The following is a 25,072-nucleotide window of genomic DNA, read 5'->3' as shown; positions in this document are numbered from 1 at the left end:
GACTGTCGGCCCCGGCGGTCAGCGGAGCAGCGCCTCGTCCAGCTCCGCGAGCAGCCTGGCCTTCGACCGGGCGCCGACGGTCGGCGCGATCGGCTCGCCACCGCGGAACAGCAGCAGCGTCGGCAGGGCAGCGACCTGGTACGGCAGGGTGGTGAGCGGGCAAGGAGTCGGTGTCGACCGTGCGGACGAGCCCGGTCTCGGCCGTGGCGGACGCGTGCGACGAGTCGGGTGGCCCTCGGCGATCCCGCGCTCGTAGACCTCGAGCCGCAGGTCATCCTCGTCGTAGGCACGACGCGCGGACAGCAGTCTCGGTGTCTCGTAGCACCGCAGCACGCGGATGGTGGTGCCGCAACGCCGGGCGAGCGACCCTCACCAGACGGCCCGGTCACCGCGTTCCCGCGAGTCCGGAACGCAGCACTCTCGGCCCTGAGCGGGGGACTCGCGGGATGCCAGATCGGATCCAGCGGGACGCCCGCGCGTCTCGCGCCTTCTCGATGACAACGTGCGTCGAGGAGGACGGTATGCGTCAGGTGAGGTCCAAGGACGGAACGGCGATCAGCTACGAACGGCAGGGCGCCGGCGCACCGGTCGTCCTGGTCGGCGGCGGGCTCGACGACGGCGCGGAGAACGCGCCGCTGGCCAGGGAGCTGGCCGGCCGGTTCACCGTTGACAACTACGCGCGGCGTGGCCGCGGAGCCAGCGGCGACACCCTGCCCTACGCGGTGGCCAGGGAGATCGACGACCTCGACGCACTGATCGCCGAGGCAGGGGAGCCGGTGCGGCTGTTCGGCGCGTCGTCGGGTGGCGCGCTGGCGCTGGAGGCCGCGGCCGCCGGGCTCGCCATCGACCGGGTCGCGGTATACGAGGTGCCGTACGCCGTGCTCCCCGAGGACCTACGACGCTGGCGTGAGTACACCGGTGAGCTGGCCGACGCGCTCGCCGACGGCGAGCGCGCCACCGCGGTCGAGCTGTTCATGCGGCTGGCCGGAGCGGGAGAGCACATCGCGGCGGCCAGGAGTTCACCGGTGTGGCCGCACCTGGAACGCCTCGCACCCACGCTGGCCTACGACGCCGCCTGCCTCGGCGACGGCAGGCCGCCCGCGGGCCGCCTCGCGAACGTCGGCCAACCGGTGCTCGTGGTCACCGGCGGATCGGAGGATTTCTTCGAGCGCGCGGCGGACGCCATCACCGCCGGTGTGCCGCACGCCCGCAGGCTCACCCTGAGCGGGCAGGGCCATGTGGCCGACCCGGCGGCGCTCGCCGCGGTGCTGGCCGACTTCTTCAGCGGGTGAGGAAGCCGCCCAGCGCGCCGGGGGATCCCGGCGGCGAACCGCACGGCGTGGCGCACCGGCTGGAAACCGTCGTCCACACGCCCCAAGAGCAGCTTCGGCGCGCGCGAAGCGCGTGACGCGGGCAGCAGGTCCAGGGTGTGGTGGCTGTCCGCGGCTCCCGCGAGGGTCAGCCAGGGGCGCGCCACCCGCTCCCTGGAGCACGTCGCGGCCCGCACCACGGCCTGACGGCCTGACCGCCGGGGGTCAGGCCAGCGTCCAGCCGTCGGGCAGATCGTGCACCTTCCCGCTCTCCCGCTCGGCCTCGACCCGGACCGTCGCCGGGCCGAGTCGCAAATCCGTGAGGGTGAGCTTGCCCCAGCGCTCGGGCAGGCGCGGGGTCACGGTCAGCGTCCGGCGCGGGACGTGCGGTTCCAGGCCGAGGAACGCGCGCACCAGCAGCAGCGGCGCCGCACTGGCCCACGCCTGTGGCGAGCACGACGTCGGATACGGCACCGGGGAGCCGAAGTCGGCGCGCGCGAAGCCACAGAACAGCTCGGGCAGCCGCCCGCCGAACGCCTCCGCCGCGTCGAGCAGGCCGCCCGCCAGGTCCTGCGCGAGCTCGACCGCGCCGGGCAGGTGGCGGTAGCGCAGCAGCCCCGCCACCGCGATCGCGGTGTCGTGCGGCCAGACCGAACCGTTGTGGTAGCTCATCGGGTTGTACGCGGCCATCCCGGTGGACAGCGTGCGCAGCCCGAACCCGCTGTTCATCTCCGCCGAGGCCAGCCGCTCGACGAGCACCGCGGCGTGTTCGTCGAGCGCGATACCCGACCACAGCGCGTGCGCGGCGTTGCTGGTGAGCGCGTCCACCGGCTGCTTGCGGTGGTCCAGCGCCACGGCGTACCAACCTCGGTCCGGCAGCCAGAACGCCTCGGCGAAGCGCTGCCGCAGCCGCTCGGCGCGGGCACGGCAGTCCTCCGCCGTGCCCGGGTCGCCGAACGACTCGGCCAGCTCCGCGCGCGCCAGCCACGCGGCGTAGGTGTAGCCCTGCACCTCGCACAGCGCGACCGGCGGGGTCGCGAGCCTGCCCGCCGCGTCGTTGACGCCGTCGAAGCTGTCCTTCCAGCCCTGGTTGAGCAGTCCCCGGTCGGTGGCGCGCCGGTACTCCACGAAACCGTCACCGTCGCGGTCGCCGTGGCGCTCGATCCAGGCCAGCGCCGCGTCGGCGGCGGGCAGCAGCGCGCGCACGCCCGTCTCGTCGGCTCCCCACCGCCAGCACTCGGCCAGCAGCATCACGAACAGCGGCGTGGCGTCCACCGTGCCGTAGTAGTGGTTGCCGCCGAGCACCTCGTCGCTGTCCGGACCGAGCCGCAACTCGTGCAGGATGCGCCCCGGTTCCTCCTCGGTCAGCGGGTCGGTCCTGCTGCCCTGCAACCGCGCGAGCGTCTCGAGTGTGCCGAGGGCGAGACGGACGTCCAGCGGCAGCGCCATCCACGCGGTCAGCAGGCTGTCCCGGCCGAACAGCGTCATGAACCACGGCGCACCGGCCGCGACGAACGGGTTGCCCGCCTTCGTGGGGTCCTGGATCAGCAGGGCACCGAGGTCACTCTCGGTGCGGCGCAGCACCTGGGTCAGGCCCGCGTCCTCGGCGGTGACGAGCGAGCTGACCTGCCGCCACGCCTGGATCTTGCGAGCGGGTCCACTGTGCTCCAGCTGCTGTCCACGATGGAACTGGGGCTGCACCCGCCGGTTGCCCGTGCTCGGCTGCACGACGATCTCGGTGCTCCAGGACCCGCCGCCGGGAACGACGACGTGCCAGCTCAGCGTGCCGGGCCGCACCTGGGGGTCCCCGCTGGCGCCGACGGCGACACCGTGCGTGCCGTCGGCGCGGTCCCGCAGCAGCAGCTCGCTGCCCGCCACCACCGGGTCGGCGCCGCCGGGGCGCGGCCTGCCCTCCTTGACCGCGAACAGGCCGGAGAAGTCCGCGTCGACGTGCAACGCGAGCGTGGCCACCGTGGCCTCCCCGCCCAGGTTGGTCAGCGTGATGGTCTCCCGCATCCCGTCCCCGACGAGGCGCTCGCGCACCAGCAGCAGGGTGCTGTCGGCGTGCCCCGGCTGCGGCGGCCTGCGCAGCACGAAACGAGCGGCGAACGCCTCGGGGGACAGCACGGCCAGCGGCTGCGGCGGTTGCCCGTCGAGGCGCAGCTCCCAGCGGGAGATCAGGCGGGCGTCGCGGAAGAACAGGCCGTGCGCTCCGCCCTCGTGCACGTCACCGTCCCCGGCGGACAGGCAGAACGTGCTGCCCTCCACGAGGGTGACGGTGCCGCCGACGCTCGCCACCGGCACCGGCTCCCCCGAGTTGAACGTCATGCCGGTTCTCCCGTGGCCTCGCGGTCGCGCTCGTAGGCGCGGTCGAGCGCGGAGTCCAGCGCGGCGTACTCGCGGCGCAGCGTGTCGAGGGCGGGCCTGGTCTGTGCGAGGGCACGCCGGTAGGCCGTCTCGTACCCCGCGCCGAGGCCGTCGACGTCGAAGTGTGCGGCGACGTGGTCCCGGCAGGCCCTCGGATCGAGGGCGCGCACCTCGTGCAGCGCGGCCGGAAGCTCGGCGGGGTCGTCCCGGACGAGGCCGGTGACGCCGTCGGCCACCACCTCGGGCACCGCGCCCGCGCGCAGCGCGACGACCGGCGTGCCGCAGGCCATCGCCTCGATCATCACCATGCCGAACGGTTCCTCCCACTGGATGGGGAACAGCAGGCAGCGGGCGGAGGCCAGCAGCTCCCGCTTGGCCTTCGCGTCCGCCACGCCGAAGAGGTGGTCGGAGGCCGTGAGCCGGGGGCGGACCTCCCGTTCGAAGTACTCCTTCTCGATCGGCTCGGCGCACTTGCCCGCGAGCACGAGCGGGACACCGGCGGCGTGCGCGGCGTCGAGTGCCAGGTGCGGTGCCTTGTCCGGGTGGAACCGGCCCAGGAACAGGGCGTAGTCGTCCTTGCGCTCCTGGAACGGCCAGTCCGCCAGCCGCAGGGCGTTGTGCACGGTCTGCGTCCAGTTGAGCCCGGGCGCGAGCGCGCGCTGCCGGTCGCTGATGGCGACCAGGTGCACGTCCGTGCCCAGTTCCCGGTAGTAGCTCTCCAGATCGGCGTCCACGGGGCCGTGGACGGTCACCACGGTGGGCACGCCCGCGGCCGCGAACACGGGCGCGTTGAGCGGGCCCGCGAAGGTGTGGTCGTGCACGACGTCCACACCGTCGGTTCCGATGAGCCGTTCGAGCGCGCGGCGCGCCCGGACGGCGTGCATCACCTCGGGGTACGGCTCACCGAGCCGTTCCGGCACCGTGCGGTCCCAGACGGGCAGGAACCGCGCGGCTGTGCCGGGACGGCCCGCTCCGATCAGGGTCACCGAGTGCCCCCGCGCGACCAGCGCGTCGGCGAGATCGGCGACCACGGCCTCCACGCCGCCGTACGCGGTGGGGGGCACGTCGAAGTAGGGAGGGGCGACCAGCGCCACCCTCAGACGGTGCTCGGGTTGCCGCACGCCGTTGTGGGCAAGAGAACGGGATCGACACGCACGGGAGTGCGCAGTGCTCACTTTGCCTCCTCGACCACTATTCAGTTAGCACTCGGCAAGTAAGAGTGCTAACACGATCGGGGCCCTGAGGCAAGATCCCGGTCGGCGTAACGCCGGCTCACTTGGCCGCGGCGAACACGAGGTTATACCCGGTGTCGGCCACCATCACCGGGTCGCGGAAGCCCGCGCCGCCAGCAGCCGCAGCCGGACCGAAGGGCCGCCCTGCGTGCCGAGTGCGTACCCGCCGTCCTGGGCGAGCGAGCACGGGGTGCACAGCGACGTGGAAAGCGCGTAGTCCACCCGGACCGACGGGTTGCCGATGCCGTCCTCCAGCCGGTCGAGCGACCACGGCTCGACGGCGACCAGGATCTCGCCTTCGGTAAGCAGGTCATGCGCCCTGCGCAGTGCCGCGGGCGGGTCGCCGAGGTCGTGCAACGCGTCGAAGAACACGACCACGTCGAACGGCCCCGGCCCGGAGCCGCAGCGACCCCAGCAGCCCGATCTCCACCTGCCCGCCCACGGCGGCCATTCTCCCGCGTGGAGCTGTCATGAGTGGCTCGTTACTGACGAGAATGCCAGTAACGAGCCACTCATGACACCGCCGCGAGCCGCCAGGTCACGGTGTGGGTGGCGCCGGGGGCGAGGTGCACGAGGTCGCGGCCGGTCCGGAAGGCGTCGGGCGGGCACGTCATCGGTTCGACGGCCAGCCCCGTGCGGTGCAGCTCGGGCTCGGGCCGGTCGGCCGTGTGCACCTGCACCCACGGGCACGCGCGGTCCCACACGATCCGCACCCCGCGGCCGTCCCCGCCGCGGACCACCGCCGACGCCGCCCCGTCCGGCCCGAAGCCGATCGCGCCGAAGGCGTGGTCCACCTCGGTGCCGCGCGGTGCGCGGCCGGACCGGAAGTCGAACGGCGTGCCCTCGACGGCGCGCTCCCCGGCAGGCAACAGCCGCCGCGGGTCCACGTCGAGGTAGCGGGCGGCGGGCAGCTCGAGCGTCCAGTCGTCGACGTGCCCCGCACCGCCGACCAGGTACGGGTGGATGGAGCAGCCGTAGGGCGCGGGCGCACCGCCGAGGTTCTCCGCGGTGAGCCGCGCCTCGAGCCCGTCCGTATCCAGGGTGTAGGCCATCGTGAGACCCAGCGGGAACGGGTAGCCCGGCGTCGGCCACAGGGTGCAGGCCAGGTCCACCCGCGCCGCCGACCGCGACACCGGCCGCCACGGCAGCCACGCGACCAGCCCGTGCAGGGCGGTGGACCGCTCCGGTTCGGTGAGCGGCACCTGGTACTCCCGCCCGCCGTAGCGGTACCGGCCGTCCCCGATCCGGTTCGGCCACGGCGCGAGCACCGCGCCGCTGTAGACGGGCATCAGCTCGTCCTCGCCGAACGGACGGACCAGCGGCCTGCCCTCGTGCTCCAGCACCCGCAACGCCGCCCCCACCTCCGTGACGACGGCGCGGTACCCCGCGTGCTCCAGCTCGACCTGCGCTCCCGACGGCAACACGGCGTCATCCTCCCTCAGCCCGCGCGGCGCGGCGGGTCACGGGTGCAGCAGCACCTTCACGGTGCCCGGCCCGCGCTCGGCGACCGTGCTCAGCGCCTTCTCCGCGTCCTCCAGCACGAACTCGTGGGTCACCAGCAGCGAGGGGTCCAGGTTGCCGGTGGCGAAGGCCCGCACCGCGTACACCCACGCGCGGGGCGGCGCGCCGAAGACGGTGTGCACCGCGAGGTGGTTGGTCACGATGTCCCGGGTGGACAGCACGTCCTCCTCCCCCGGAATGCCCGTGATCACCACCCGGCCGCCCCTGCGGGTGAGCCGGCACGCGAGCGCGGCCGTGCCCGTCACGCCCGCGGCCTCGACCACCACGTCGAACCGCCCGGCGAGGCCGGCCGCCTCGTCCGGCGTGACCAGCGCGCTCGCGCCGCACGTCGCGGCGAGCTCCGCCCTGGCCGCGGTGGGATGCACCATCACCAGCTCGGCCGGGTTGTCCGCGCGGAGCAGCTGCGCCGCGAGCAGGCCGAGGGTGCCCGCCCCGACGACCGCCACCCGCTCGCCCTGCTGCACGGCCGCCCGCAGGCACGCCTCGGCGACGCACGCGGCCGGTTCGAGGCCCGCCGCCGCCCGCAGGTCGGCGCCGTCGGGCAGCACGTGCAGCAGCCGGGCCGGGACGGTCAGCCGGTCGGCCCACGCACCGTCCTGGGTGAAGCCCGTCTCGTCGTAGTCCGCGTGGCACACGGTCGGCTCGCCGCGCCGGCAGGCCGGACAGACCTGGCAGGAGCGGAACCCCTCGCCCACCACGGGTTTGCCGAGCAGTGCGGCGTCCACGCCCTCGCCCACCGCCTCCACCGTGCCCGACCACTCGTGGCCGGGCACGATCGGGTAGCGCACGAACGCGGCGGGCCGGGTGCCCTCGAACACCTCGACGTCCGAGCCGCAGATGCCCGCCCACGCGACGCGCACCACCACGTCCCCCGGCTCGGGGCCGGGCGCGGTCACGGCGACCACCCGCGTGTGCCCGGGGGCCTCCATCCGCACCGCTCGGCTCATCGCGCACCCGCACGAGTGCCGCGGAAGTGCCAGCCGTCGGCGAAGAGGTCGAAGTGGGCGCCCCGGCTCGGCCGCTCCTCGACGAAGCCGACGTCGAGCTCCACACCGAGGCCCGGCGCCGTGGGCAGGCCGAAGTAGCCGTCCACCACCTCGGGCACGCCCGGCGCCGCCTGCTTGACCTCCTCGTCGGCGAAGTCGTTGAAGTGCTCCTGGATCTTGAAGTTCGGCGTGCACGCCGCCAGGTGCAGGTTCGCCGCGGTCAGCACCGGACCGCCCACGTTGTGCGGGGCGACGAGCACGTAGTGGGTCTCCGCGGTGGCCGCCAGCTTGCGGGTCTCCGCGATCCCGCCGAGGTGACCGATGTCCGGCTGGATGATGTCGACGGCCTGGGACTCGAACAGCTCGCGGAACTCGATGCGGTCGTGGATGCGCTCGCCCGTGGCGATCGGCAGGTTCGTCTTGCCCGCGACCTTCGCCAGCGCGGCCAGGTTCTCGGGCGGCACCGGCTCCTCCAGCCAGCTCGGAGCGAACTCCGCGAGCAGGTCCGCCAGCCGCACGGCCTCCAGCGGGGCGAACCGCCCGTGCATCTCGACCAGGATCTCCACGTCCGGCCCGACCGCGTCCCGGACCGCCTCCACCAGGCCGACCGCGCGCATGCGCTCGTCGTGATCGAGCTCGAGCCGGCCAGGGCCGAACGGGTCGAACTTGAGCGCCCGGTAGCCACGCTCGACGACCCGCCGGGCGGCGGCGTGGAACTCCTCCCGCGTGCGCTCCACTGTGTACCAGCCGTTGGCGTAGGCCTTGATCCGGTCGTTGACCTTGCCCCCGAGCAGGCGCCACACGGGCTGGCCGAGCGCCTTGCCGACGATGTCCCAGCACGCCATCTCGACGCACGCGATGCCGGACATGACGATCTCGCCGGCCCGGCCGTAGTCGCCGTACTTCATCCGCCGCACCAGCGACTCGATGTCGAACGGGTCGCTGCCCACGATGTGGTTGCGCTCCGCCTCGGCCAGGTAGCCGAGCAGCGCCTGGGTGTGGCTGAGCATGCGGGTCTCACCGACGCCGACGAGACCCTCGTCGGTGTGCACCCGGACGAACGTGAGGTCGCGCCACGGAGTCCCCAGGACGTGCGTGGTGATGCCGGTGATCTTCATCAGTTCTCCTTGGCGGTGAGGTGCTCGGTGGTGACGCGGCCGTCGACCAGGCGCGGGATACCCAGCTCGTTGCGGTCCCGCAGGGGTGGGGGCAGCAGCTCCTGGGGCGCGTTCTGGTAGCAGACCGGGCGCAGGAACCGGCGGATGGCGGTCGCGCCGACGGAGGTGTGCAGCGGGGACGTCGTCGCCGGGTACGGACCGCCGTGGTGCATGGCGGGCGACACGGCGACGCCGGTGGGCCAGCCGTCCACGATGAGCCGACCCGCGTGGTCGCGCAGGCGCTCCAGCAGTGGCCCGGCGGTGTCCCGTTCGTCGGGTCCGGCGTGGACGGTCGCGGTGAGGTTGCCCTCCAGCGCGTCCGCCGCGGCGAAGAGCTCGTCGTTCCCTTCGTAGGTGACGACGAGGGAGGCCGGACCGAAGCACTCGCGCAGCAGCGTGTCCCGGTTCGCCAGCAGGGTGGGCACGGTGCAGCCGAACAGCCCCGGCGAGACGCGGCCGTCCTCCTCGACCGCGGGGGACACGATCGGCTCGACACCGGGCACGTCGGCGAGCGCGCCGAGCGACGAGGTGAACCCGTCCCGGATGCGCTCGCCCAGCATCGCCGCCGCCGTGACCCCTCGCACAGCGGCGGCGAGCCGGTCGGCGAGGCCGTGTCCGGACGGCAGGAACAGCAGCCCCGGCTTGGTGCAGAACTGGCCCGCGCCGAGGGTGAAGGAGGAGACGAATCCCGACGCGATCTCCTCGCCCCTGGCCCGCACGGCGCCGGGTGTGACGAAGGCGGGATTGAGGCTGCCCAGCTCGCCGTAGAACGGGATCGGCTCCGGCCGGGAACCGGCCAGATCGGACAGTGCCCGTCCCGCGGTGACGGATCCGGTGAAGGCGCCCGCCTTGATCCGCGGGTCCAGCAGCGCCGCCCTCCCCGTCTCCAGCCCCTCGGCGAGCGCGAACGTTCCCCGGGGCGCGTCGGCCAGCGCGGCGGTGACGACCTCCGCCGTGCGCCGGGACAGTTCCGGATGCCCCGGGTGCGCCTTGAGCACCACGGGGCAGCCGGCCGCGAGCGCGGAGGCCGTGTCGCCGCCCGCGACGGAGAAGGCGAACGGGAAGTTGCTCGCCGCGAACACCAGCACCGGCCCCAGTGGCACGACCATCCGGCGCAGGTCCGGCTTCGGGCCGAGCGGGTGCCCGGGGTCCGCGGTGTCGATCACGACGTCGAGGAACGAGCCCTCCCGCAGCTGGGTGGCGAACTGGCGCAGCTGGAACGTCGTGCGCGCCAGCTCCCCGGTCAGCCGCGCCTCCGGCAGGTTCGACTCCCGCTCGGCCAGCGGCACGAGCGCGGCGGCGTTCGCGTCGAGGGCTTCGGCCACGGAGGTGAGGAGGGCAGCCCGGTCGCGCGGCGGCAGCTCAGCCAGCGGCCGGGCGGCGCTCGCCGCGGCGGCGAGCACGTTCTCCAGGGTCTCGGATCGGGTCTCGGTCGTGGTGCCGACCACGATGGCAGTCCTTTCGGTCGTCGGTCATCCGGCGAAGGTGGCGGCGGGCAGGCCCGCGACGCCGGGGCGGAAGCGGAACAGCGCACCCGCCCCGGGTTGCTCACCCGGTGGCACGTCCTGCCGCGAGGTGGTGACGAACAGGTCGGTCAGCGCGGCACCGCCGAACGTGCACGCGGTCACCTGCCGCACCGGCAGCTCCACGACCACGTCGAGCGTTCCCTCGGGGCCGTACCGGTGCACGGCCCCGCCGCCCCACAGCGCGACCCACAGCCCGCCCTCGGCGTCGACGGTGATGCCGTCGGGCATGCCCCGCCCGGCCGGGATCTCCACCACGGTGCGGCGGGCGGTGAACGTCGCGGTGTCCCCATCGAAGTCGAACGCGTCCACGCGCTGGGTCGGCGAGTCCACGTAGTACGCGGTCGCACCGTCCGGGCTCCACGCGAGCCCGTTCGAGATGGTCACGCCGGTGAACACGGTGCTCGTCGACCCGTCCGGATCGAGCCGGTGCAGCGCGCCCCGTCCCGGCGCGGCGTCGTAGGCCATCGAACCGCAGTAGAAGCGGCCCCGCGGATCGCAGCCGCCGTCGTTCATCCGGATCTCCGGATCGCGCCACAGCTCGGGCAGGGTGGTGATCTCGCCGTCGGCCGCCATCAGCGCGAAGCCGCGCTCCACGGCCATGACGAGACCGCCGCGCTCTCTCGGCCGGACGCAGGCCGCCACGTCACCCACGTGGATCCGGGGCACCGCGCCACCCTCCGGGGCCATCGCGAGCACGTCCCCGCGCAGCATGTCCACCCACCGCACGACCCCGGCCGCGCGGTCCCACACGGGTCCCTCGCCGTGGAAGGCACACGGGTCGGTGACCTGTTCCGCCGCGGGCATCAGGCGCCGCCCGCGGCGACCGGCTCGCCGAACCGGTCCGGCACGGGCAGTGCCGGATCGCCGATCTTCGACATCGGCAGCGGCGCGCCTCCCCCGCGCTCCAGGATGTCGAGCGCGAGCCGGGCGCGGCGGACCCGCTCGCGGGCGCTGCTGATCGCCACGTCCCGCAGATGCCTGCCGACGGGATAGATCCCGGGCGCGTTGCGCAGCCCGAACTTCAGGTACAGCGGCGCGCCGACGCGGATCAGCTCGGCGGCGTCGTAGAGCCGGACGAAACCGCCCACGTCGTCGGGCGCCTCCAGGTACATGTCGATCGCCGCGGGGCTCGCGGCCCGCAGTTCGGCGACCTGGGTGGTGGTCAGGTCGCTCGGCACGTTGACCGAGTCGGCGCCGAGCGCGGCCCACACCGCGAACGCCGCCGGGTTCACCGGACCGGTCAGGACGCTGAGCTTGAAGCGGAGATCGGCGGGCAGGTCGCCGCGCGAGCGCAGCCGGTGGGCCGCCCACAGCACGCCCTCGTCGGCGACGAGCAGGTTGCGCACGCCGAGCTCAGCCGCGCGCACGCAGTCCTGCAGGCACTGCCCGAGCTGGTCGCGGCCCCGCGCCCGCGGGCCCGCGCCGCCGGTGGGCGTCCGGGTCGCCGCGCCCACATCCCACGTGCCGCGCGGGCCGAGGAAGAGGCACACCTCCACTCCCCGGTCGGCGCCGAGGGCGAGCATGTCGGTGATCTCGGCGTCGTCCAGCATCATCACGCCGCTGCCCTGGCTCACCCGGTGCACGGGCACGTCCCGCTCCGCGGACTCCTCGAGGACCGCCGTGAGCGCCTCGGGTCCCTCGACCGACGGGATCTCGACGCGCCAGGCACCCCCGTCCGGGAAGGTCACCTGCGAGGCGGGCGGCCGGGGCTGGGTCACGTCGAGCCCGAGCGTGCGCAGCTGGGCCTCCCCCGGCAGTAGCTGATCGGTCATCGCAGGCTTCCTCCAGCCGTGCCGTCTACGGTTCCGCTGGTCAATGTTAACGCTCACATCTAGGCCGTCAAGGTCTGTTTCTTGGAGAACAACCGAAAGTCCGCGTAGTACACTGTGCTCGATGTGACCGTTCACCGCCCTTCTGCCGCCGGGCGTCCCGGCAGCCGGGCGCGGACACGCCTCGGCCGGGCCGGCGCCGCGGCGGTACGGTCGTCCCGGACAGACGGCCGCGGAGGTGGGCATGACCAGGAAGGTGTCCTCGGCACGGCGACCCGCCGTGATGGCGGACGTCGCGCGGCTGGCCGGGGTGTCCCACCAGACGGTGTCCAGGGTGCTCAACCGGCACCCCTCGGTGTCCCCGGCGACCCGCACGCGCGTGCTGGCCGCGATCGACGAACTGGACTACCGCCCCAACTCGGCTGCCCGCGCGCTGGTGACCAAGCGGTCCAAGGTGATCGGCGTGGTCAGCTTCGACTCCACCCTGTTCGGCCCCGCGAGCACGTTGTACGGCATCGAGCAGGCCGCGCGGCGCGCCGGCTACTTCGTCAGCGTCACGAGCGTCAAGGACCTCGACGGTGACGACGTGCAGGACGCGCTGGAGCGCCTGACCCGGCAGTCGGTCGAGGGCGTCGTCATCATCGCGCCGCAGCAGGCCACCGTCGACGCGCTCCGGGACGCACCCGCGGGCCTGCCGCTCGTCGTGGTCGAGGGCGGCGACGGCGGCGGGCATCCGGTGGTGTGCGTCGACCAGGCCGAGGGCGCGCGGCTGGCGACGCGCCACCTGCTGAACCAGGGCGCGCCCACCGTGTGGCACATCGCGGGCCCCGCGGACTGGCTGGAGGCGCAGAACCGGGTCCGCGGCTGGCGTGCCGAGCTGCGGTCCGCCGGAGCGGAGGAACCCGAGTTGCTGCGCGGCGACTGGAGCCCCGCCTCCGGCTACGCCAACGGTCAGTTGCTCGCCGAGCGCTCCGACGTGCGCGCCGTGTTCGTCGCCAACGACCAGATGGCCCTCGGCGTGCTGCGCGCGTTCCACGAACGCGGTGTGCGCGTGCCCACCGACGTCCTGGTCGCCGGTTTCGACGACATCCCCGAGTCCGCCTACTTCACGCCGCCACTGACCACCGTCCGCCAGGACTTCGACGCCGTCGGCAGGCGGAGCATCGACCTGCTGCTCCATCAGATCGCCAGCACCTCCGATCCGGACGCGACCGCCGTCGTGCCACCCGAGCTCGTCATCCGGCAGAGCACGGTGGGCACTCCCCGGAACCGGCGGCGGCGCACCCTCGACTGACCGGGCCCCCCGCCGCCGGACGCACCCAATGTGGCATCCGGTGCGTCCCACGCACCCAAAGCGGCATCCGCTGCACCCCACGCACCCAACGCGGCATCCGGTGCATCCCACGCACCCAACGCGGCATCCGGTGCGTCCCACGCACCCAACGCCACATCCGCTGCACCCCACGCACCCAACGCGGCATCCGGTGCATCCCACGCACCCAATGTGGCATCCGGTGCGTCCCACGCACCCAACGCCACATCCGCTGCATCCCACGCACCCAACGCGGCATTCGGTGCGTGCGCCGCGCCGGTGCCGGGCCGCCCGAAACGACGGCCCGGCACTCGAACGCGGCTCAGCCGAGCCGGAAGGTCGCCCGCTCGCGGTCCCGCCGGTCGCGGCCCGGCGTGCCGACGGTCAGCGCGCCGTTGTCGTGGACGAGGTACCCGCCCTCGGCACCGGGCAGCCGCAGCGAGACCGCTCCCCGGTCGGCCAGCCCCGGCTCGCGCACGAACGACGCCGCCCGGCAGTAGGCGTCGTCGTCCTCGTACGGGTCGATCCGCACCGTGCTCCCCGCCACCCGCACGTACCGATCCGGGAAGTTCACCGACTGCAGCGCGACCGTGCCCGGCTCCAGGAAACCAGGGACGAACCGGAACTGCGTGTCCGCCAGCTCGCGCACGTCACTGTCCACACGCAGCACATAGGCGTAGTGCCTGACGTGGGACCGTTCCGCGTCCATCGGCGAGAGCCGCGAGATGGGCCCGCCCTCGCCCACCGGAACGCCGAACGCGGGCGTGCCGTCGGCGTTCCAGTACAGCCGCTGCACGCGGGCGTGCCGGTTGGGGTCGAACAGCGGGTCGCCGCTGATGTCGCGGTAGGACCGCGCGTGGTAGACGAGCACGTCGGTGCCGTCCTCGGTGACGGTGAACGAGTTGTGCCCCGGGCCATACCTCCCGGTGCGCTCGTTCGTGGTGAACACCGGCTGCGGTGACTTGGTCCACGACGCCGGGTCGAGCAGGTCGGCCCTGGCGTCGGCGGTGAGCAGGCCCATGCAGTACCGGTGGTCGGTCGCGCTCGCCGAGAACGTCAGGAACACCCGCCCGTTGCGGATGATCGCCGCGGCGCCCTCGTTCACCCGGAAGCCCTGGATCTCCCAGTCGCGGGTGGGCACGGCGATCCGCACGGGGTCGCCCTTGATCGCCACCGGGGAGGCCATCTCGGCGAGGTAGAGGTTGCTGTTGGTGTCGATGCCCGGCTCGTGCTGCGCCCACACGAGGTACCGGGTGCCCGCGTGCTCGAAGGTGGTGGCGTCCAGCGCGAACGTATCCCACGCGGTGGTGGTCTGGCCGAGCAGCACCCAGGCGTCCGCCCTCGGGTCGGGTGCCTTCGACTCAAGCACGTACATGCGGATGCGGAACGGGTTGTCCGCGTCACCGGCCGCGAAGTACACGTACCAGTTGCCGTCGATGCGGTGCAGTTCGGGCGCCCAGATGTAGCCGCCCATCCGGCCGGACGACGGTCTGCGCCAGATGGTGCGCTCGCGCGCGTGCGTCAGCCCGTCGAGGGTCGGGGCGCCGCGCACGACGATGCGGTCGTACTCCGGGACGGACCCGGTGAGGTAGTACATGCCGTCGACCGGCCTGGTGATGAACGGATCGGCGCGCTGCTCGACGAGCGGGTCACGGGTCGGCACCGCGGCCGGGCCCGCCGAACGCGGCGGGCCTGCCGGAACGGCGCCGGCGGGCTGTGCCGCCGCGGCGGCGGCCGGGAGGACGGCGCCGACCGAGCCTGCTGCGACCAGGCCACCGCCTGCGCGCAGCAGGGAGCGACGGTCGAACCCGGATGGGGACATGGTGACTCCTTTGTCTTCGTGGTCGGTGTGGGCTGGGTGGTCTGCGGTGGGGACCGGTCGCGCGGCTCAGCGTGCCGGGACGGTGCGGACCCGCAGGAACGTCACGGAGTGGGCCGGGAACGTGTGCGTGAAGGTGCTGCCGATCGAATGCAGCCGCGACGTGACCGGCCGGATGGGCCTGGAGCCGGCCGTGTTGGTCGCCTCCGGGTCGCCCTGCAGCGTGGTCAGCCGCGCGACCGGGGCCACGCGCACGTCGTCGCCGAGGTCGATCCGGGTACGGGCCGCGGCGTCCTGCGCGTTGACGACCTTCACCACGAGCTCACCGGTCCGCTCGTCCCGGGTGACGACCTGGCGGAACGGCTCGGCGACCTTGTCGTCGGTGAAGCCGCCCCACCTCTCGCCGTCGAGGAACAGCGTGACCTGCCTGCCGCGCACCTCGACGCGGATGTCGTACTCCCGCCCCGTCTCGATGCGGGTGCCGTCCTCGACGAGCGTCTGCTTCGCACCGTCCGTGGCCTCCTCCACGGCCGACCGGGTGTTGTTCCACCCGCCGAGGTTCCACCAGTAGTAGTTGCGGGTGTCTCGCACGCCGAACGCGACGAGGAAGCCTTCCTGCCCGGCCCGCTTGGTGGCCTTGACGTGCAGGTCGTAGTCGCTCCACGAAGCCTGGCCCGCCGTCACCATCGTGTTCGTCGCGCCCGCGTCGGACTGCACGTACGCACCGTCCTGGACGGACCAGGAACCGGCACCGGTCGCGTGGGTCCACTGGGCGTCGCCACCGGAGAAGTCGTCCCGCAGCAGCACCTCACCGTCGGCCGAGGTGACCGTGACGTCGTCGTAAGCGGCACTGGTGTTCCAGGTGGACAGTCCGATCGCGCCGGTGATCGGCCCGTTCACGACCGGGGTCGGCGAGGCCTCGCTGGGCACCACACGGTCACCGACGTTGTTCATGAACAGCTTCTGCACCTCGTAGTTGGCCGTGCCCCAGGACTCGTGGTTGTTGAACCAGATCATGTCCGGCTGCCACTGGACGTAGTCCTCGTTGGCGAGCAGCGGCGCGTACGACGCCATCCGGACGACGTCGGCGTTGCGTTCCAGCCCGGTCATGTAGGCGGCCTCGGCGAGCGCGTTGCCGAACCGGTTTCCCTGCGAGGCGTACTCGCCGAGGAACACGCGCGGACCGTTGCGGTCGTAGGAGTCGTACCGGTTGTTGTTCTCCAGGAACCACTGCGGCGAGTTGTAGTAGTGCTCGTCGACCATGTCGACGTCCGCCGCGCGGTTGAGCTCCCACGCCCGGTCGAACGTGCTGCCGCTGTCGTCCGGTCCCGAGTTGCTGATGACCGTGACACCGGGGTACTCGGCCTCGATGGCCGCCCGGAACTGGCGGAACCGCTCGAAGAACGCGTCCGGCAGGTTCTCCTCGTTGCCCACGGCGAGGTGGGTCAGCCCGAACGGCTCGGGATGTCCCATCTCGGCGCGCTTGGCGCCCCACTCGGAGGTGACCGGGCCGTTGGCGAACTCGATCAGGTCGAGCGTGTCCTGGATGTGCCTGCGCAGCAGCTCGGGGTCGTCGGTGGCCCGGTTCTGGCCGCAGCCGGTGACGAGCGCGGGCACGACGGGCACCGGCATCGCGCCGATGTCCTCGGCGAACTGGAAGTACTCGAAGTAGCCGAGCCCGTAGGACTGGTTGTAGCCCCAGAAGTTGGCGTTGGTGGCGCGCTGCTCGACCGGCCCGATGGTGTCCTTCCACTGGTAGGAACGGGCGCGCTCCCAGTTCGGCGCCTCGTAGCCGTAGTGGCTGCCGGTGTTGACGAGGCAGCCGCCGGGGAAGCGCAGGAAGCCGGGATCCAGCGCGGCGATCTTCTCCGCGAGGTCCTTCCGCATCCCGTTCGGCCTGTTGGCGAAGGTGTCGCGAGGGAAAAGCGACACCATGTCCAGTGCGAGCGTGCCGCTCCCGCCCCCGGCCACCGTGAGCCGCGCGGTGGTGCTGTCGCCGGTGGCGGTGAAGGTGCCGGTGTACTCGGCCCACTCCGCACCCCGGACGTCGAGGCGCAGCGGCCTTGCGGTGAGCTCGCCGGTGCCGTCCGCGAGCCGCACGGTGAGCGGGGTGCTGCCCGCGTCGGTGCGTGCCCAGACCGAGAAGTCGTACCGCTCGCCGCCCTCGACGGCGATCCCGGTGTTGTAGCCGCTGTTGGTCACGCCGTACGCGCCACCGGCGGGGTTGTCCAGCGACAGCTTCAGGTAGTGCCGGTTGCGCTCGTGCAGCCTGCCCGCGTCGCCGACGACCTCGGCGGAGCCGGCGCCGCCCGCCACGGCGGTGGTCGTCCACGCGGTCAGCGGTGTGTACGCCGGGTTGTCGACGCGGTCGTACTCGAACGAGCGGTTCTGCACCAGCTCGGCGTAGAGCCCGCCGTCGGCGGCCCGGTTGATGTCCTCGTAGAAGATCCCGTACATCTCGTCGGCGATCTCCGGCCCCCGGGCGGTGGGGTCGATGTCGAGGGTGTAGTCGGTGACCGCGGGCGCGGTCTGGCCGGAAGCGGGAAGGGTCACGACGGGTGCCGCGACGAGCGCTCCGGCGAGCGCGGTCACCCCCGCGGCGATGCCGAGTCTGGAGCCTCTTCGGACCATGACGTCCTCCGTTTCGGTCGGGAGGCGTGGAGCGGGCAGGCCGTACCGCCCCCACGCCGGGAAGGTGGGTTCGGTCGAGCGGCCGGTCAGTGCCGGGGTGTCACCAGGTGTCGTGCAGTCGTCGCAGTTCCGCCGCGGTGACCGGCAGCACCGTGCCGTGCCGGGGCCGGTCGGGCAGGTCGTAGTCCTCGGACATCGTCCAGCGGCCCGACTCGAGGTCGGTGGTCTCGAATGGCACGTAGCCGCGGCCGCCGAACTCGTCGATGAACAGGTACCACTTGTCCTCGGTGTTGGACTTGAACACCGTGGGTCCCTCACCGCGGCTGATGCCGGGGTTCGTGGTGTCGCCCTTGCCGATGCACTCGGCGACGAGCTCGTAGTCGAGGCCGCGCAGGTCGTCGGACTTCTCCTGGACGATGTACTTCCCGCACGGCGCACCGGGCGTGGCCGCACGCTCGTCCTTGGTGAACCGGTGGTAGGTGCCGCCCTCCTTGAGGACGGTGGAGTCGATCACCGAGTAGCCGGGGTCCACCCACACCTTCGGCTCGCTGAACGTGTGGAAGTCCCTTGTGGTCGCGTACAGCATCCGGTTGTAGGTGTTGCCCGTGTGTCCCGGGTCGTCCGGTGAGTACAGTTTGGACGCCCAGAACACCACGTACGCGCCGATCGACTCGTCGTAGAATGCCTCCGGGGCCCAGGTGTTGCCCGCGGTGTCGGGTGCGACACGGACGTGCCGCTGTTCCGACCAGTGCACGAGGTCGGTGGACTCCCACACCTCGATGTACTTGCTGCCGTGGCGCTGGGCGCCGTCCCAGTCGCCGTTGCCGTGAATCTTGAGGTCGGTGGCGATCAGGTAGAACTTGTCGCCCTCGGGCGAGCGGATGAGGAACGGGTCACGCACGCCGCCCTCGCCTTTGGTCGAGGTCAGCACCGGCTCGCCGCCGTTCAGCTCCGTCCAGCGCAGCGGGTCGTTGCCCTCGCTGGCCGCGAAGTAGATCTGCTCTCCGTCCGGGTAGCCCTCGCCGGTGAAGTAGCTGAAGGCGTATCCCGCGTACGGTTCGCGCTCCGGCAGCGGCCGTACCGTCACGTCGAACCGGCGCTTGTCCTTCTCGTTTCCGAGCCGGACGGTCGCGGTCAGCCGCAGCGCCACCGGGCCGGCGCCCGGCCGGGGCCGGTTCACCTCACCGGTCGGGGTGACCACACGCTTCTTCGTCGAGTGCCACGACACGGTGGTGCCGTGCCGGCCGCTGGTCGGCAGCGTGAGGTTGCCCCGGACGTCGCCGGCGTCGTGCACCACCAGCGCGGCGGCGGCGTCGGCGACCTTCTCCGCGTCGGTGGGCTCCTCCAGCACGGTGACGGTGAAAGCGCGTTCGACACTGCTCTGTCCACTCGTGACAGTGGCGGTCAGTGTCACGATCGCGTCACCACTGCCGGGCGCGGGCCTGGTGACGGTGCCGGTTCCGGACACGACGGACTCGTCGCTCGACCGCCAGGTGATCGTCGAACCGTACGGTCCGTTCTCCGGCAGTGCGAGGTCGGTGGTGACGCCGGAGAGGTCACCGAGATCGAGGCGGGCGGCGTCACGTTCCGCCCGCTCGGCGTCGGTCAGGAAACCCAGCTCCCTGACCTCGGCGGCGCCGAGCGCGCGGTCGTAGATCCGGAAGTCCCTGAGGCCGCCCATGAAGTACCGGTCGTCGCGGTACAGCGAGCGTCCGAGGTAGTTCTCCGTGGTGGTGCCCGCGCCGATCGAGGCGGGTGTCAGCGTGATGCCGCTCTCGCGGGCGACCTCGGCACCGTCCTCGTAGAGCACCGCCGTGCCGTCGGCGAGCGTGTAGGTGAGCGTCTTCCAGACGTCGCGGGTGAGGTCGCGGCCCGCGGTGACGGTCTGCTCGGTCGCCCAGTTCCCGCTGGCGATCGAGGTGCGGTAGGAGTTGCCGGTGGTGAACAGGTAACCGTTTCCGGCGCCGCCCGCGGAGTTGCCGAGCCCCCAGATGAAGTACGGGCTCGCCTGGGCGGGGTCGATCCGCGCCTGGACCGACACGGTGATCTCGGTGAGGTCACGGAGGAGGTTGCCGGGCAGCCGGACGTGCCCGTCCGTACCCCCGAGCTCCAGGCCTTCGGCACCACGCCAGGTGGCGTCGCCCGCCAGCGTGGCGTCGCGGCCGTGGCCGGAGGCGTCGGTCACCACGGTGCCGCCGGACTGCCGCAGTGGGTAGTGCACGACCAGCCCGTCTCCGGTTCCGGCCGCGCCCGCGGTGACCGGGGCGAGTGCCGCGCCGACGAGCGCGAGGAGCAGGGCGGGGATGAGGCGTCGTCCAGTGGAGAAGAGTCGTCTCGACATCGGTGTCGTTCTCTCGTCATGCGCGCGAACGGACGAGCACGCGGATGGACAGGACAGCCGGGTGTTCGATGACGGTGAAATCGTCGAAGTGAGCGCTAACATATGACCGTTTCCAAACTGTGTCAACGTTGGGAACTTTTGCGCCCGGGAGACTTGACGCCACCGATGTTAGCGTTCACACTCATCGATCGGGTGACGTGGCTCACCGTAGCAGCGAGCGTGGGACAGCCAGCGCCATCGGCCGCGTTCGCGAGGTCCGTTGGGAGGAAGATTCAGTGCTCAGAAGATTGATGGCCGCGGTGGCCGGCGTCGCCCTGTGCGGCGCACTGGCCGCGTGCGGTTCCGGCGGTTCGGCCAGTGGCGACGACGACGCCATCACCATGGGTTTCTCCCAGGTCGGCGCGGAGAGCGGCTGGCGCACCGCCAACACCAAGTCGATCCGCGAGGCGGCGAAGGCCGCCGGAATCGAGTTGAAGTTCTCCGACGCCCAGCAGAAGCAGGAGAACCAGATCAAGGCCATCCGCTCGTTCATCCAGCAGCGCGTGGACGTGATCGCGTTCAGCCCGGTCGTGGAGACCGGCTGGGACAACGTGCTGCTCGAGGCCAAGCGGGCGAACATCCCGGTGATCCTCACCGACCGCGCCATCGACTCCGACGACGAGTCGCTCTACGAGACGTTCCTGGGCTCGGACTTCGTCGAGGAGGGGCGCAAGGCGGGCGAGTGGCTCGTCGAGGACAGCAAGGGCGAGGGCACGGTCAACGTCGTCGAGCTGCAGGGCACCACCGGGTCGGCGCCCGCCCTCGACCGGCAGGAGGGTTTCCAGGAGGCGATCTCCGGATCGGACATCAAGATCATCGCTTCGCAGACCGGTGACTTCACGCGGTCCGGCGGCAAGCAGGTGATGGAGGCGTTCCTGAAGTCCCACTCCGACATCGACGTCGTCTACGCCCACAACGACGACATGGGACTCGGCGCCATCGAGGCCATCGAGGCCGCGGGTAAGAAGCCCGGCGAGGACATCAAGATCATCACGGTGGACGCGGTCAAGGACGGCATGCAGGCGCTCGCCGACGGGAAGATCAACTTCATCGTCGAGTGCAACCCGCTGCTCGGTGACCAGCTGATGGACCTGGTGCAGAAGGTCGTGGCGGGTGAGCAGGTGCCGAAGCGCGTCGTGGTCGAGGAGACGACGTTCACGCAGGAGGAGGCGAAGAAGGTCCTGCCGGAGCGGCAGTACTGACACGACCGCCGACCAGACCGCGGTCCCCGCCATCCTCCGGGTGTGATGGCGGGGACCGCATCCACGCACCGAGAAGCGAAGGCGAACCATGACCGAGACCCTGAGCGCGGCACCACCCGCCGCGACCGCGGAGCCGATCGTGGACATGCGCGGAATCTCGATCGAGTTCCCGGGCGTCAAAGCGCTCCAGGACGTCGACTTCCGGCTGTTCCCCGGCGAGGTGCACGCCCTGATGGGCGAGAACGGCGCGGGAAAGTCCACGCTCATCAAGGCCCTCACCGGTGTCTACTCCGTCGACTCGGGAGTGACCCGGCTGGCAGGGCGCCCGGTGACGTTCTCCGGGCCCGCCGCCGCCCAGGACGCGGGCATCAGCACCGTGTACCAGGAAGTCAACCTGTGCACCAACCTGACCGTCGCCGAGAACATCCTGCTCGGCCGGGAGCCCCGGCGCTTCGGCGCGATCGACGCCCGCGCGATGCGGGTTCGCGCCGCCGAGCTGCTCGACCGCATCGGGCTGGATATCGACCCGGTTTCGGTGCTGGGCAGCCACCCGATCGCCGTGCAGCAGCTCGTCGCCATCGCCAGGGCGGTCGCCGTGGACTCACACGTGCTCGTGCTCGACGAGCCGACGTCCAGTCTGGACTCCGACGAGGTCGCCGAGCTGTTCCGCACGATGCGCGTCCTGCGGGACAACGGGGTGGCGATCCTGTTCGTGACCCACTTCATCGACCAGGTCTACGAGATCTCCGACCGGATGACGGTGTTGCGCAACGGCAGGCTCGTCGGCGAGTACGCCACGGCGGAGCTGAGCCGGATCGGTCTGGTGTCGGCGATGATCGGCCGGGAGCTCGGTGAGCTGGAGGAGGTCGAGCGCCTCGCCACGCATGACACGGCGGAGCGGTCGGCCCCGCCGGTGCTGCGCGCGAAAGGGCTCGGCCGCTCCGGCGCGATCGAACCGTTCGACCTGGAGATCAATCCGGGCGAGGTCGTCGGGCTCGCCGGGCTGCTCGGCTCGGGTCGCACGGAGCTGGCACGGCTGCTGTTCGGTGCCGACCGGGCCGACTCCGGGCGCGTGGAGGTCGGCGGCAACCCGCTGCACCTGCGCGGGCCGCGCACGGCGATCGCCGCGGGCATCGCGTTCTGCTCCGAGGACCGCAAGGGCGAGGGCCTCATCCCCGACCTCAGCGTGCGCGACAACCTCGTGCTCGCGATGCAGGCCGCCCGCGGCTGGACCCGGCCGATCCCCCGGCGGGTCAAGAACGAGCTCGTGGAGTCCTACCTCGAGACGCTCGACATCCGGCCGCGCGACCCGGACGCGCTCATCCGCAACCTCTCCGGTGGCAACCAGCAGAAGGTCTTGCTGGCGCGCTGGCTGGTGACGAAACCGAAGCTGCTGATCCTCGACGAGCCGACCCGCGGCATCGACGTCGGGGCCAAGGCGCAGATCCAGAAACTGGTGGCCGAGCTCGCCGCCGAAGGGCTGGCCATCGTGTTCATCTCGGCGGAACTGGAGGAGGTCGTGCGGATCAGCGACCGGATCGTCGTCCTCCGCGACCGGCGCAAGGTCGCCGAGCTCGCCGGGCCGGACGTCGGCGTCGACGAGGTCATGGACCTGATCGCCAGCGGCGAGCCGGAGCGGGAGAGGGCGGCGTCATGACCACCACCGCGCGCGACGCGCTGATCCGGGCGGGGCGGAGCAGGCTGACGTGGCCGGTGCTGGCGCTGGTCGCGTTGCTGCTCGTGAACGTGATCGTCACCCCGTCCTTCTTCGACATCCGCCTGCAGGACGGGCACCTGTACGGCAGCCTGATCGACATCCTGAAGAACGGTGCGCCGACGCTGCTCATCGCGCTCGGCATGACGCTGGTGATCGCGACGCGAGGGATCGACCTCTCGGTCGGCGCCGTGGTGGCGATCGCCGGTGCGGTGGCCTGCACCTCCATCGCGGGCGCCGCGGACAGCGGCGGGGCGGCCGCCGCGTTCACCGGTATCGGGCTCGCGCTGCTGCTGTGCGCCGTGCTCGGGTTCTGGAACGGCTTCCTGGTTTCGGTGCTGGGAATCCAGCCGATCATCGCGACGCTCGTGCTGATGATCACCGGCCGCGGGATCGCGATGCTGATCACCGACGGGCAGATCGTCACCGTGAACAACCCCTACTACGCGGGTGTGGGCGCCGGGTTCGTGGTGCTGCCCGTCGCGATCCTCATCAGCGTCGGCATGTTCGCCTTGGTGGGCCTGGTGACCAGGCGGACGGCGCTCGGCATGCTGATCGAGTCGGTGGGCATCAACCCGAAGGCGAGCAGGCTGGCCGGTGTGCGGTCGCGCACGATCGTCTGGACCGTGTACGTCTTCTGCGCGCTGTGCGCCGCTGTCGGCGGGTTGATGATCAGCTCGAACGTCAGCGCGGCCGACGCCAACAACGCCGGGCTGTGGATCGAGCTGGACGCCATCCTCGCGGTGGTCATCGGCGGCACCGCGCTGTCGGGCGGCCGCTACTCGCTCACCGGCACGCTGGTCGGTGCCCTGCTCATCCAGACCCTGACCACCACCGTCTACACGACGGGGATCGCGCCCGAGATCACGCTGGTGTTCAAGGCGCTCGTGGTCATCGTGGTGTGCCTGATCCAGGCGCCGAAGGCGAGGGCGCTGCTGCGCCGCCGCCGGACCCCGGTCGCGCCGCCGAACGCCGCTGCCCCGCCGGAACCGGCCGTGGCGGTCGAGACAACCCCGACTCGGAAGGTGGGTCAGCGATGAAGACCGAGCTGCGGTCCGCTCCGGTGCGGCCGGGCGCGGCGTCCGGGACCAGGCCGCGGCCGAGGGTGCCGTCCAGGTTCGTTCCGGTGCTCGCCACGTTCGCCCTGTTCCTCGCCACGTTCGGCGCCGGCTCGCTGCGTTACGAGGGGTTCGCCTCCGGCCAGGTGGTCGCGAACCTGTTCATCGACAACACGTTCCTCATCGTGCTGGCCGTCGGGATGACGTTCGTGATCCTCACCGGCGGCATCGACCTCTCGGTCGGCTCGGTGGTGGCGCTGTCGACGATGGTGACGGCGTCCGGGCTGCAGGCCGGATGGCCGGTGCCGGTCGTGATCCTCGCCGTGCTGGCGCTGGGTTCGGTGTTCGGGCTGCTGATGGGACTGGTGATCCACTACTTCGACATCCAGCCGTTCATCGTCACGCTGGCCGGCATGTTCCTCGCGCGGGGCCTGTGCTTCGTCATCGACGTCGAGTCGATCTCGATCAAGAATGAGACGTTCCGCGACCTCGCGACCGGGATCATCGAGCTGCCCGGCGGCGTCAGCATCACCTACGGCGTCGTGGTGGCGCTGCTCGTGGTCGCGGTGGCCGTGTACGTGCTGCACCAGACGCGGTTCGGCCGCACCGTGTACGCGGTCGGGGGCAGCGAGTCGTCGGCGATGCTGATGGGGTTGTCGACCGCGCGGGTCAAGGTCGGTGTCTACGCCATCAGCGGGTTCTGCTCCGCGCTCGGCGGCCTGCTCTTCGCGCTGTACATGCTGTCGGGATACGGCCTGCACGCGGTGGGCATGGAACTGCAGGCGATCGCCGCCGTGGTCGTGGGCGGCACGCTGCTCACCGGCGGCGCCGGTTACGTGCTCGGCTCGGTGATCGGCGTGCTGATGCTCGGCACGATCCAGACGATCATCTCCTTCGAGGGCACGCTGAGCTCCTGGTGGACGATGATCGTGGTCGGCGTCCTGCTGCTGGTGTTCATCGTCATGCAGCGCGCCATCCTGCGCCGCCAGGCCAGGCACTGACCCAGACCCGCGAGTCCCCCGCTCAGACTCGCGAGTTCTGCGTTCGGGTGCTCCCGTTCGCCCGGCTCGGCTACCGGGCACAGCACC

General features: G+C 71.9%; 19 protein-coding genes. 6 read left to right on the top strand and 13 right to left on the bottom strand.

What is annotated here, in order from left to right:
• Positions 1 to 18: 18 nt before the first annotated feature.
• Entirely contained in the window at positions 19 to 333 is a 315-nt protein-coding gene (locus tag B0I33_RS30370; RefSeq protein WP_245900508.1) for a YbbN family protein, read from the bottom strand.
• A gap of 188 nt (positions 334 to 521) precedes the next feature.
• Here B0I33_RS30370 and B0I33_RS08890 point away from each other — a divergent pair, with 188 nt between their 5' ends.
• Positions 522 to 1,292 (top strand): alpha/beta fold hydrolase, encoded by a 771-nt coding sequence (locus tag B0I33_RS08890; RefSeq protein WP_106178072.1) that lies wholly within the window; start codon positions 522 to 524, stop codon positions 1,290 to 1,292.
• 243 nt (positions 1,293 to 1,535) lie between these two features.
• Here the strand turns inward: B0I33_RS08890 and B0I33_RS08885 are convergent, their stop codons facing one another.
• From B0I33_RS08885 to B0I33_RS08845, 9 genes are all read right to left on the bottom strand, one after another.
• Entirely contained in the window at positions 1,536 to 3,638 is a 2,103-nt protein-coding gene (locus B0I33_RS08885; RefSeq protein ID WP_106178071.1) for an amylo-alpha-1,6-glucosidase, read from the bottom strand.
• The gene (locus B0I33_RS08880; protein ID WP_245900507.1) at positions 3,635 to 4,771 is read right to left on the bottom strand and encodes a glycosyltransferase family 4 protein; all 1,137 of its coding nucleotides are present in this window, start codon (positions 4,769 to 4,771) and stop codon (positions 3,635 to 3,637) included. Before B0I33_RS08880 ends, B0I33_RS08885 begins: the two co-directional genes overlap by 4 nt.
• A gap of 225 nt (positions 4,772 to 4,996) precedes the next feature.
• Positions 4,997 to 5,287 carry a hypothetical protein gene (locus tag B0I33_RS08875; protein WP_106178069.1) on the bottom strand — a complete coding sequence of 97 codons (291 nt, stop codon included), beginning with the start codon at positions 5,285 to 5,287 and terminating at the stop codon, positions 4,997 to 4,999.
• Between the two features lie 134 nt (positions 5,288 to 5,421).
• The gene (locus tag B0I33_RS08870; protein ID WP_181193227.1) at positions 5,422 to 6,333 is read right to left on the bottom strand and encodes an aldose 1-epimerase family protein; all 912 of its coding nucleotides are present in this window, start codon (positions 6,331 to 6,333) and stop codon (positions 5,422 to 5,424) included.
• 36 nt (positions 6,334 to 6,369) lie between these two features.
• A complete protein-coding gene (locus B0I33_RS08865) occupies positions 6,370 to 7,377 on the bottom strand; it encodes a zinc-dependent alcohol dehydrogenase (protein WP_106178067.1) in 1,008 nt (335 codons plus the stop codon).
• Positions 7,374 to 8,534 carry a mandelate racemase/muconate lactonizing enzyme family protein gene (locus B0I33_RS08860; protein ID WP_106178066.1) on the bottom strand — a complete coding sequence of 387 codons (1,161 nt, stop codon included), beginning with the start codon at positions 8,532 to 8,534 and terminating at the stop codon, positions 7,374 to 7,376. The genes B0I33_RS08865 and B0I33_RS08860 overlap by 4 nt, the downstream gene beginning before the upstream one ends.
• Positions 8,534 to 10,021 (bottom strand): aldehyde dehydrogenase (NADP(+)), encoded by a 1,488-nt coding sequence (locus tag B0I33_RS08855; RefSeq protein ID WP_106178065.1) that lies wholly within the window; start codon positions 10,019 to 10,021, stop codon positions 8,534 to 8,536. The genes B0I33_RS08860 and B0I33_RS08855 overlap by 1 nt, the downstream gene beginning before the upstream one ends.
• 24 nt (positions 10,022 to 10,045) lie before the next feature.
• Positions 10,046 to 10,903 carry an SMP-30/gluconolactonase/LRE family protein gene (locus tag B0I33_RS08850; RefSeq protein WP_106178064.1) on the bottom strand — a complete coding sequence of 286 codons (858 nt, stop codon included), beginning with the start codon at positions 10,901 to 10,903 and terminating at the stop codon, positions 10,046 to 10,048.
• The gene (locus B0I33_RS08845; RefSeq protein WP_106178063.1) at positions 10,903 to 11,871 is read right to left on the bottom strand and encodes a U32 family peptidase; all 969 of its coding nucleotides are present in this window, start codon (positions 11,869 to 11,871) and stop codon (positions 10,903 to 10,905) included. Before B0I33_RS08845 ends, B0I33_RS08850 begins: the two co-directional genes overlap by 1 nt.
• 241 nt (positions 11,872 to 12,112) lie before the next feature.
• On the opposite strand from B0I33_RS08845, the gene B0I33_RS08840 reads away from it, so the two are divergent.
• Positions 12,113 to 13,162, top strand: coding sequence for a LacI family DNA-binding transcriptional regulator (locus B0I33_RS08840; protein ID WP_106178062.1), 1,050 nt, complete (start codon positions 12,113 to 12,115; stop codon positions 13,160 to 13,162).
• A 340-nt stretch (positions 13,163 to 13,502) separates the two neighbouring features.
• On the opposite strand, the gene B0I33_RS08830 is transcribed toward B0I33_RS08840, so the two are convergent.
• From B0I33_RS08830 to B0I33_RS08820, 3 genes are all read right to left on the bottom strand, one after another.
• Entirely contained in the window at positions 13,503 to 15,002 is a 1,500-nt protein-coding gene (locus B0I33_RS08830; RefSeq protein WP_106178061.1) for a family 43 glycosylhydrolase, read from the bottom strand.
• A 66-nt stretch (positions 15,003 to 15,068) separates the two neighbouring features.
• A complete protein-coding gene (locus B0I33_RS08825) occupies positions 15,069 to 17,630 on the bottom strand; it encodes an alpha-L-arabinofuranosidase C-terminal domain-containing protein (RefSeq protein WP_106178060.1) in 2,562 nt (853 codons plus the stop codon).
• A 100-nt stretch (positions 17,631 to 17,730) separates the two neighbouring features.
• Positions 17,731 to 19,971: an immunoglobulin-like domain-containing protein gene (locus B0I33_RS08820; protein ID WP_106178059.1), complete on the bottom strand. Its 2,241-nt coding sequence runs from the start codon at positions 19,969 to 19,971 to the stop codon at positions 17,731 to 17,733.
• A gap of 290 nt (positions 19,972 to 20,261) precedes the next feature.
• On the opposite strand from B0I33_RS08820, the gene B0I33_RS08815 reads away from it, so the two are divergent.
• The 4 genes from B0I33_RS08815 (at position 20,262) to yjfF (ending at position 24,985) form a co-directional block, all read left to right on the top strand.
• A complete protein-coding gene (locus B0I33_RS08815) occupies positions 20,262 to 21,212 on the top strand; it encodes an ABC transporter substrate-binding protein (RefSeq protein ID WP_181193237.1) in 951 nt (316 codons plus the stop codon).
• Between the two features lie 88 nt (positions 21,213 to 21,300).
• Positions 21,301 to 22,869: a sugar ABC transporter ATP-binding protein gene (locus tag B0I33_RS08810; RefSeq protein WP_106178057.1), complete on the top strand. Its 1,569-nt coding sequence runs from the start codon at positions 21,301 to 21,303 to the stop codon at positions 22,867 to 22,869.
• Entirely contained in the window at positions 22,866 to 23,966 is a 1,101-nt protein-coding gene (locus tag B0I33_RS08805) for an ABC transporter permease (RefSeq protein WP_106178056.1), read from the top strand. Before B0I33_RS08810 ends, B0I33_RS08805 begins: the two co-directional genes overlap by 4 nt.
• Positions 23,963 to 24,985 carry a galactofuranose ABC transporter, permease protein YjfF gene (gene yjfF / locus B0I33_RS08800; RefSeq protein WP_106178055.1) on the top strand — a complete coding sequence of 341 codons (1,023 nt, stop codon included), beginning with the start codon at positions 23,963 to 23,965 and terminating at the stop codon, positions 24,983 to 24,985. Before B0I33_RS08805 ends, yjfF begins: the two co-directional genes overlap by 4 nt.
• Positions 24,986 to 25,072: the final 87 nt, after the last annotated feature.

The organism is Prauserella shujinwangii, assembly GCF_003001955.1.
GTDB classification, from domain to species: domain Bacteria; phylum Actinomycetota; class Actinomycetes; order Mycobacteriales; family Pseudonocardiaceae; genus Qaidamihabitans; species Qaidamihabitans shujinwangii.
The sequence above is the reverse complement of the archived record's forward strand: the minus strand, read 5'-3'. Positions and strand labels throughout refer to the sequence as shown.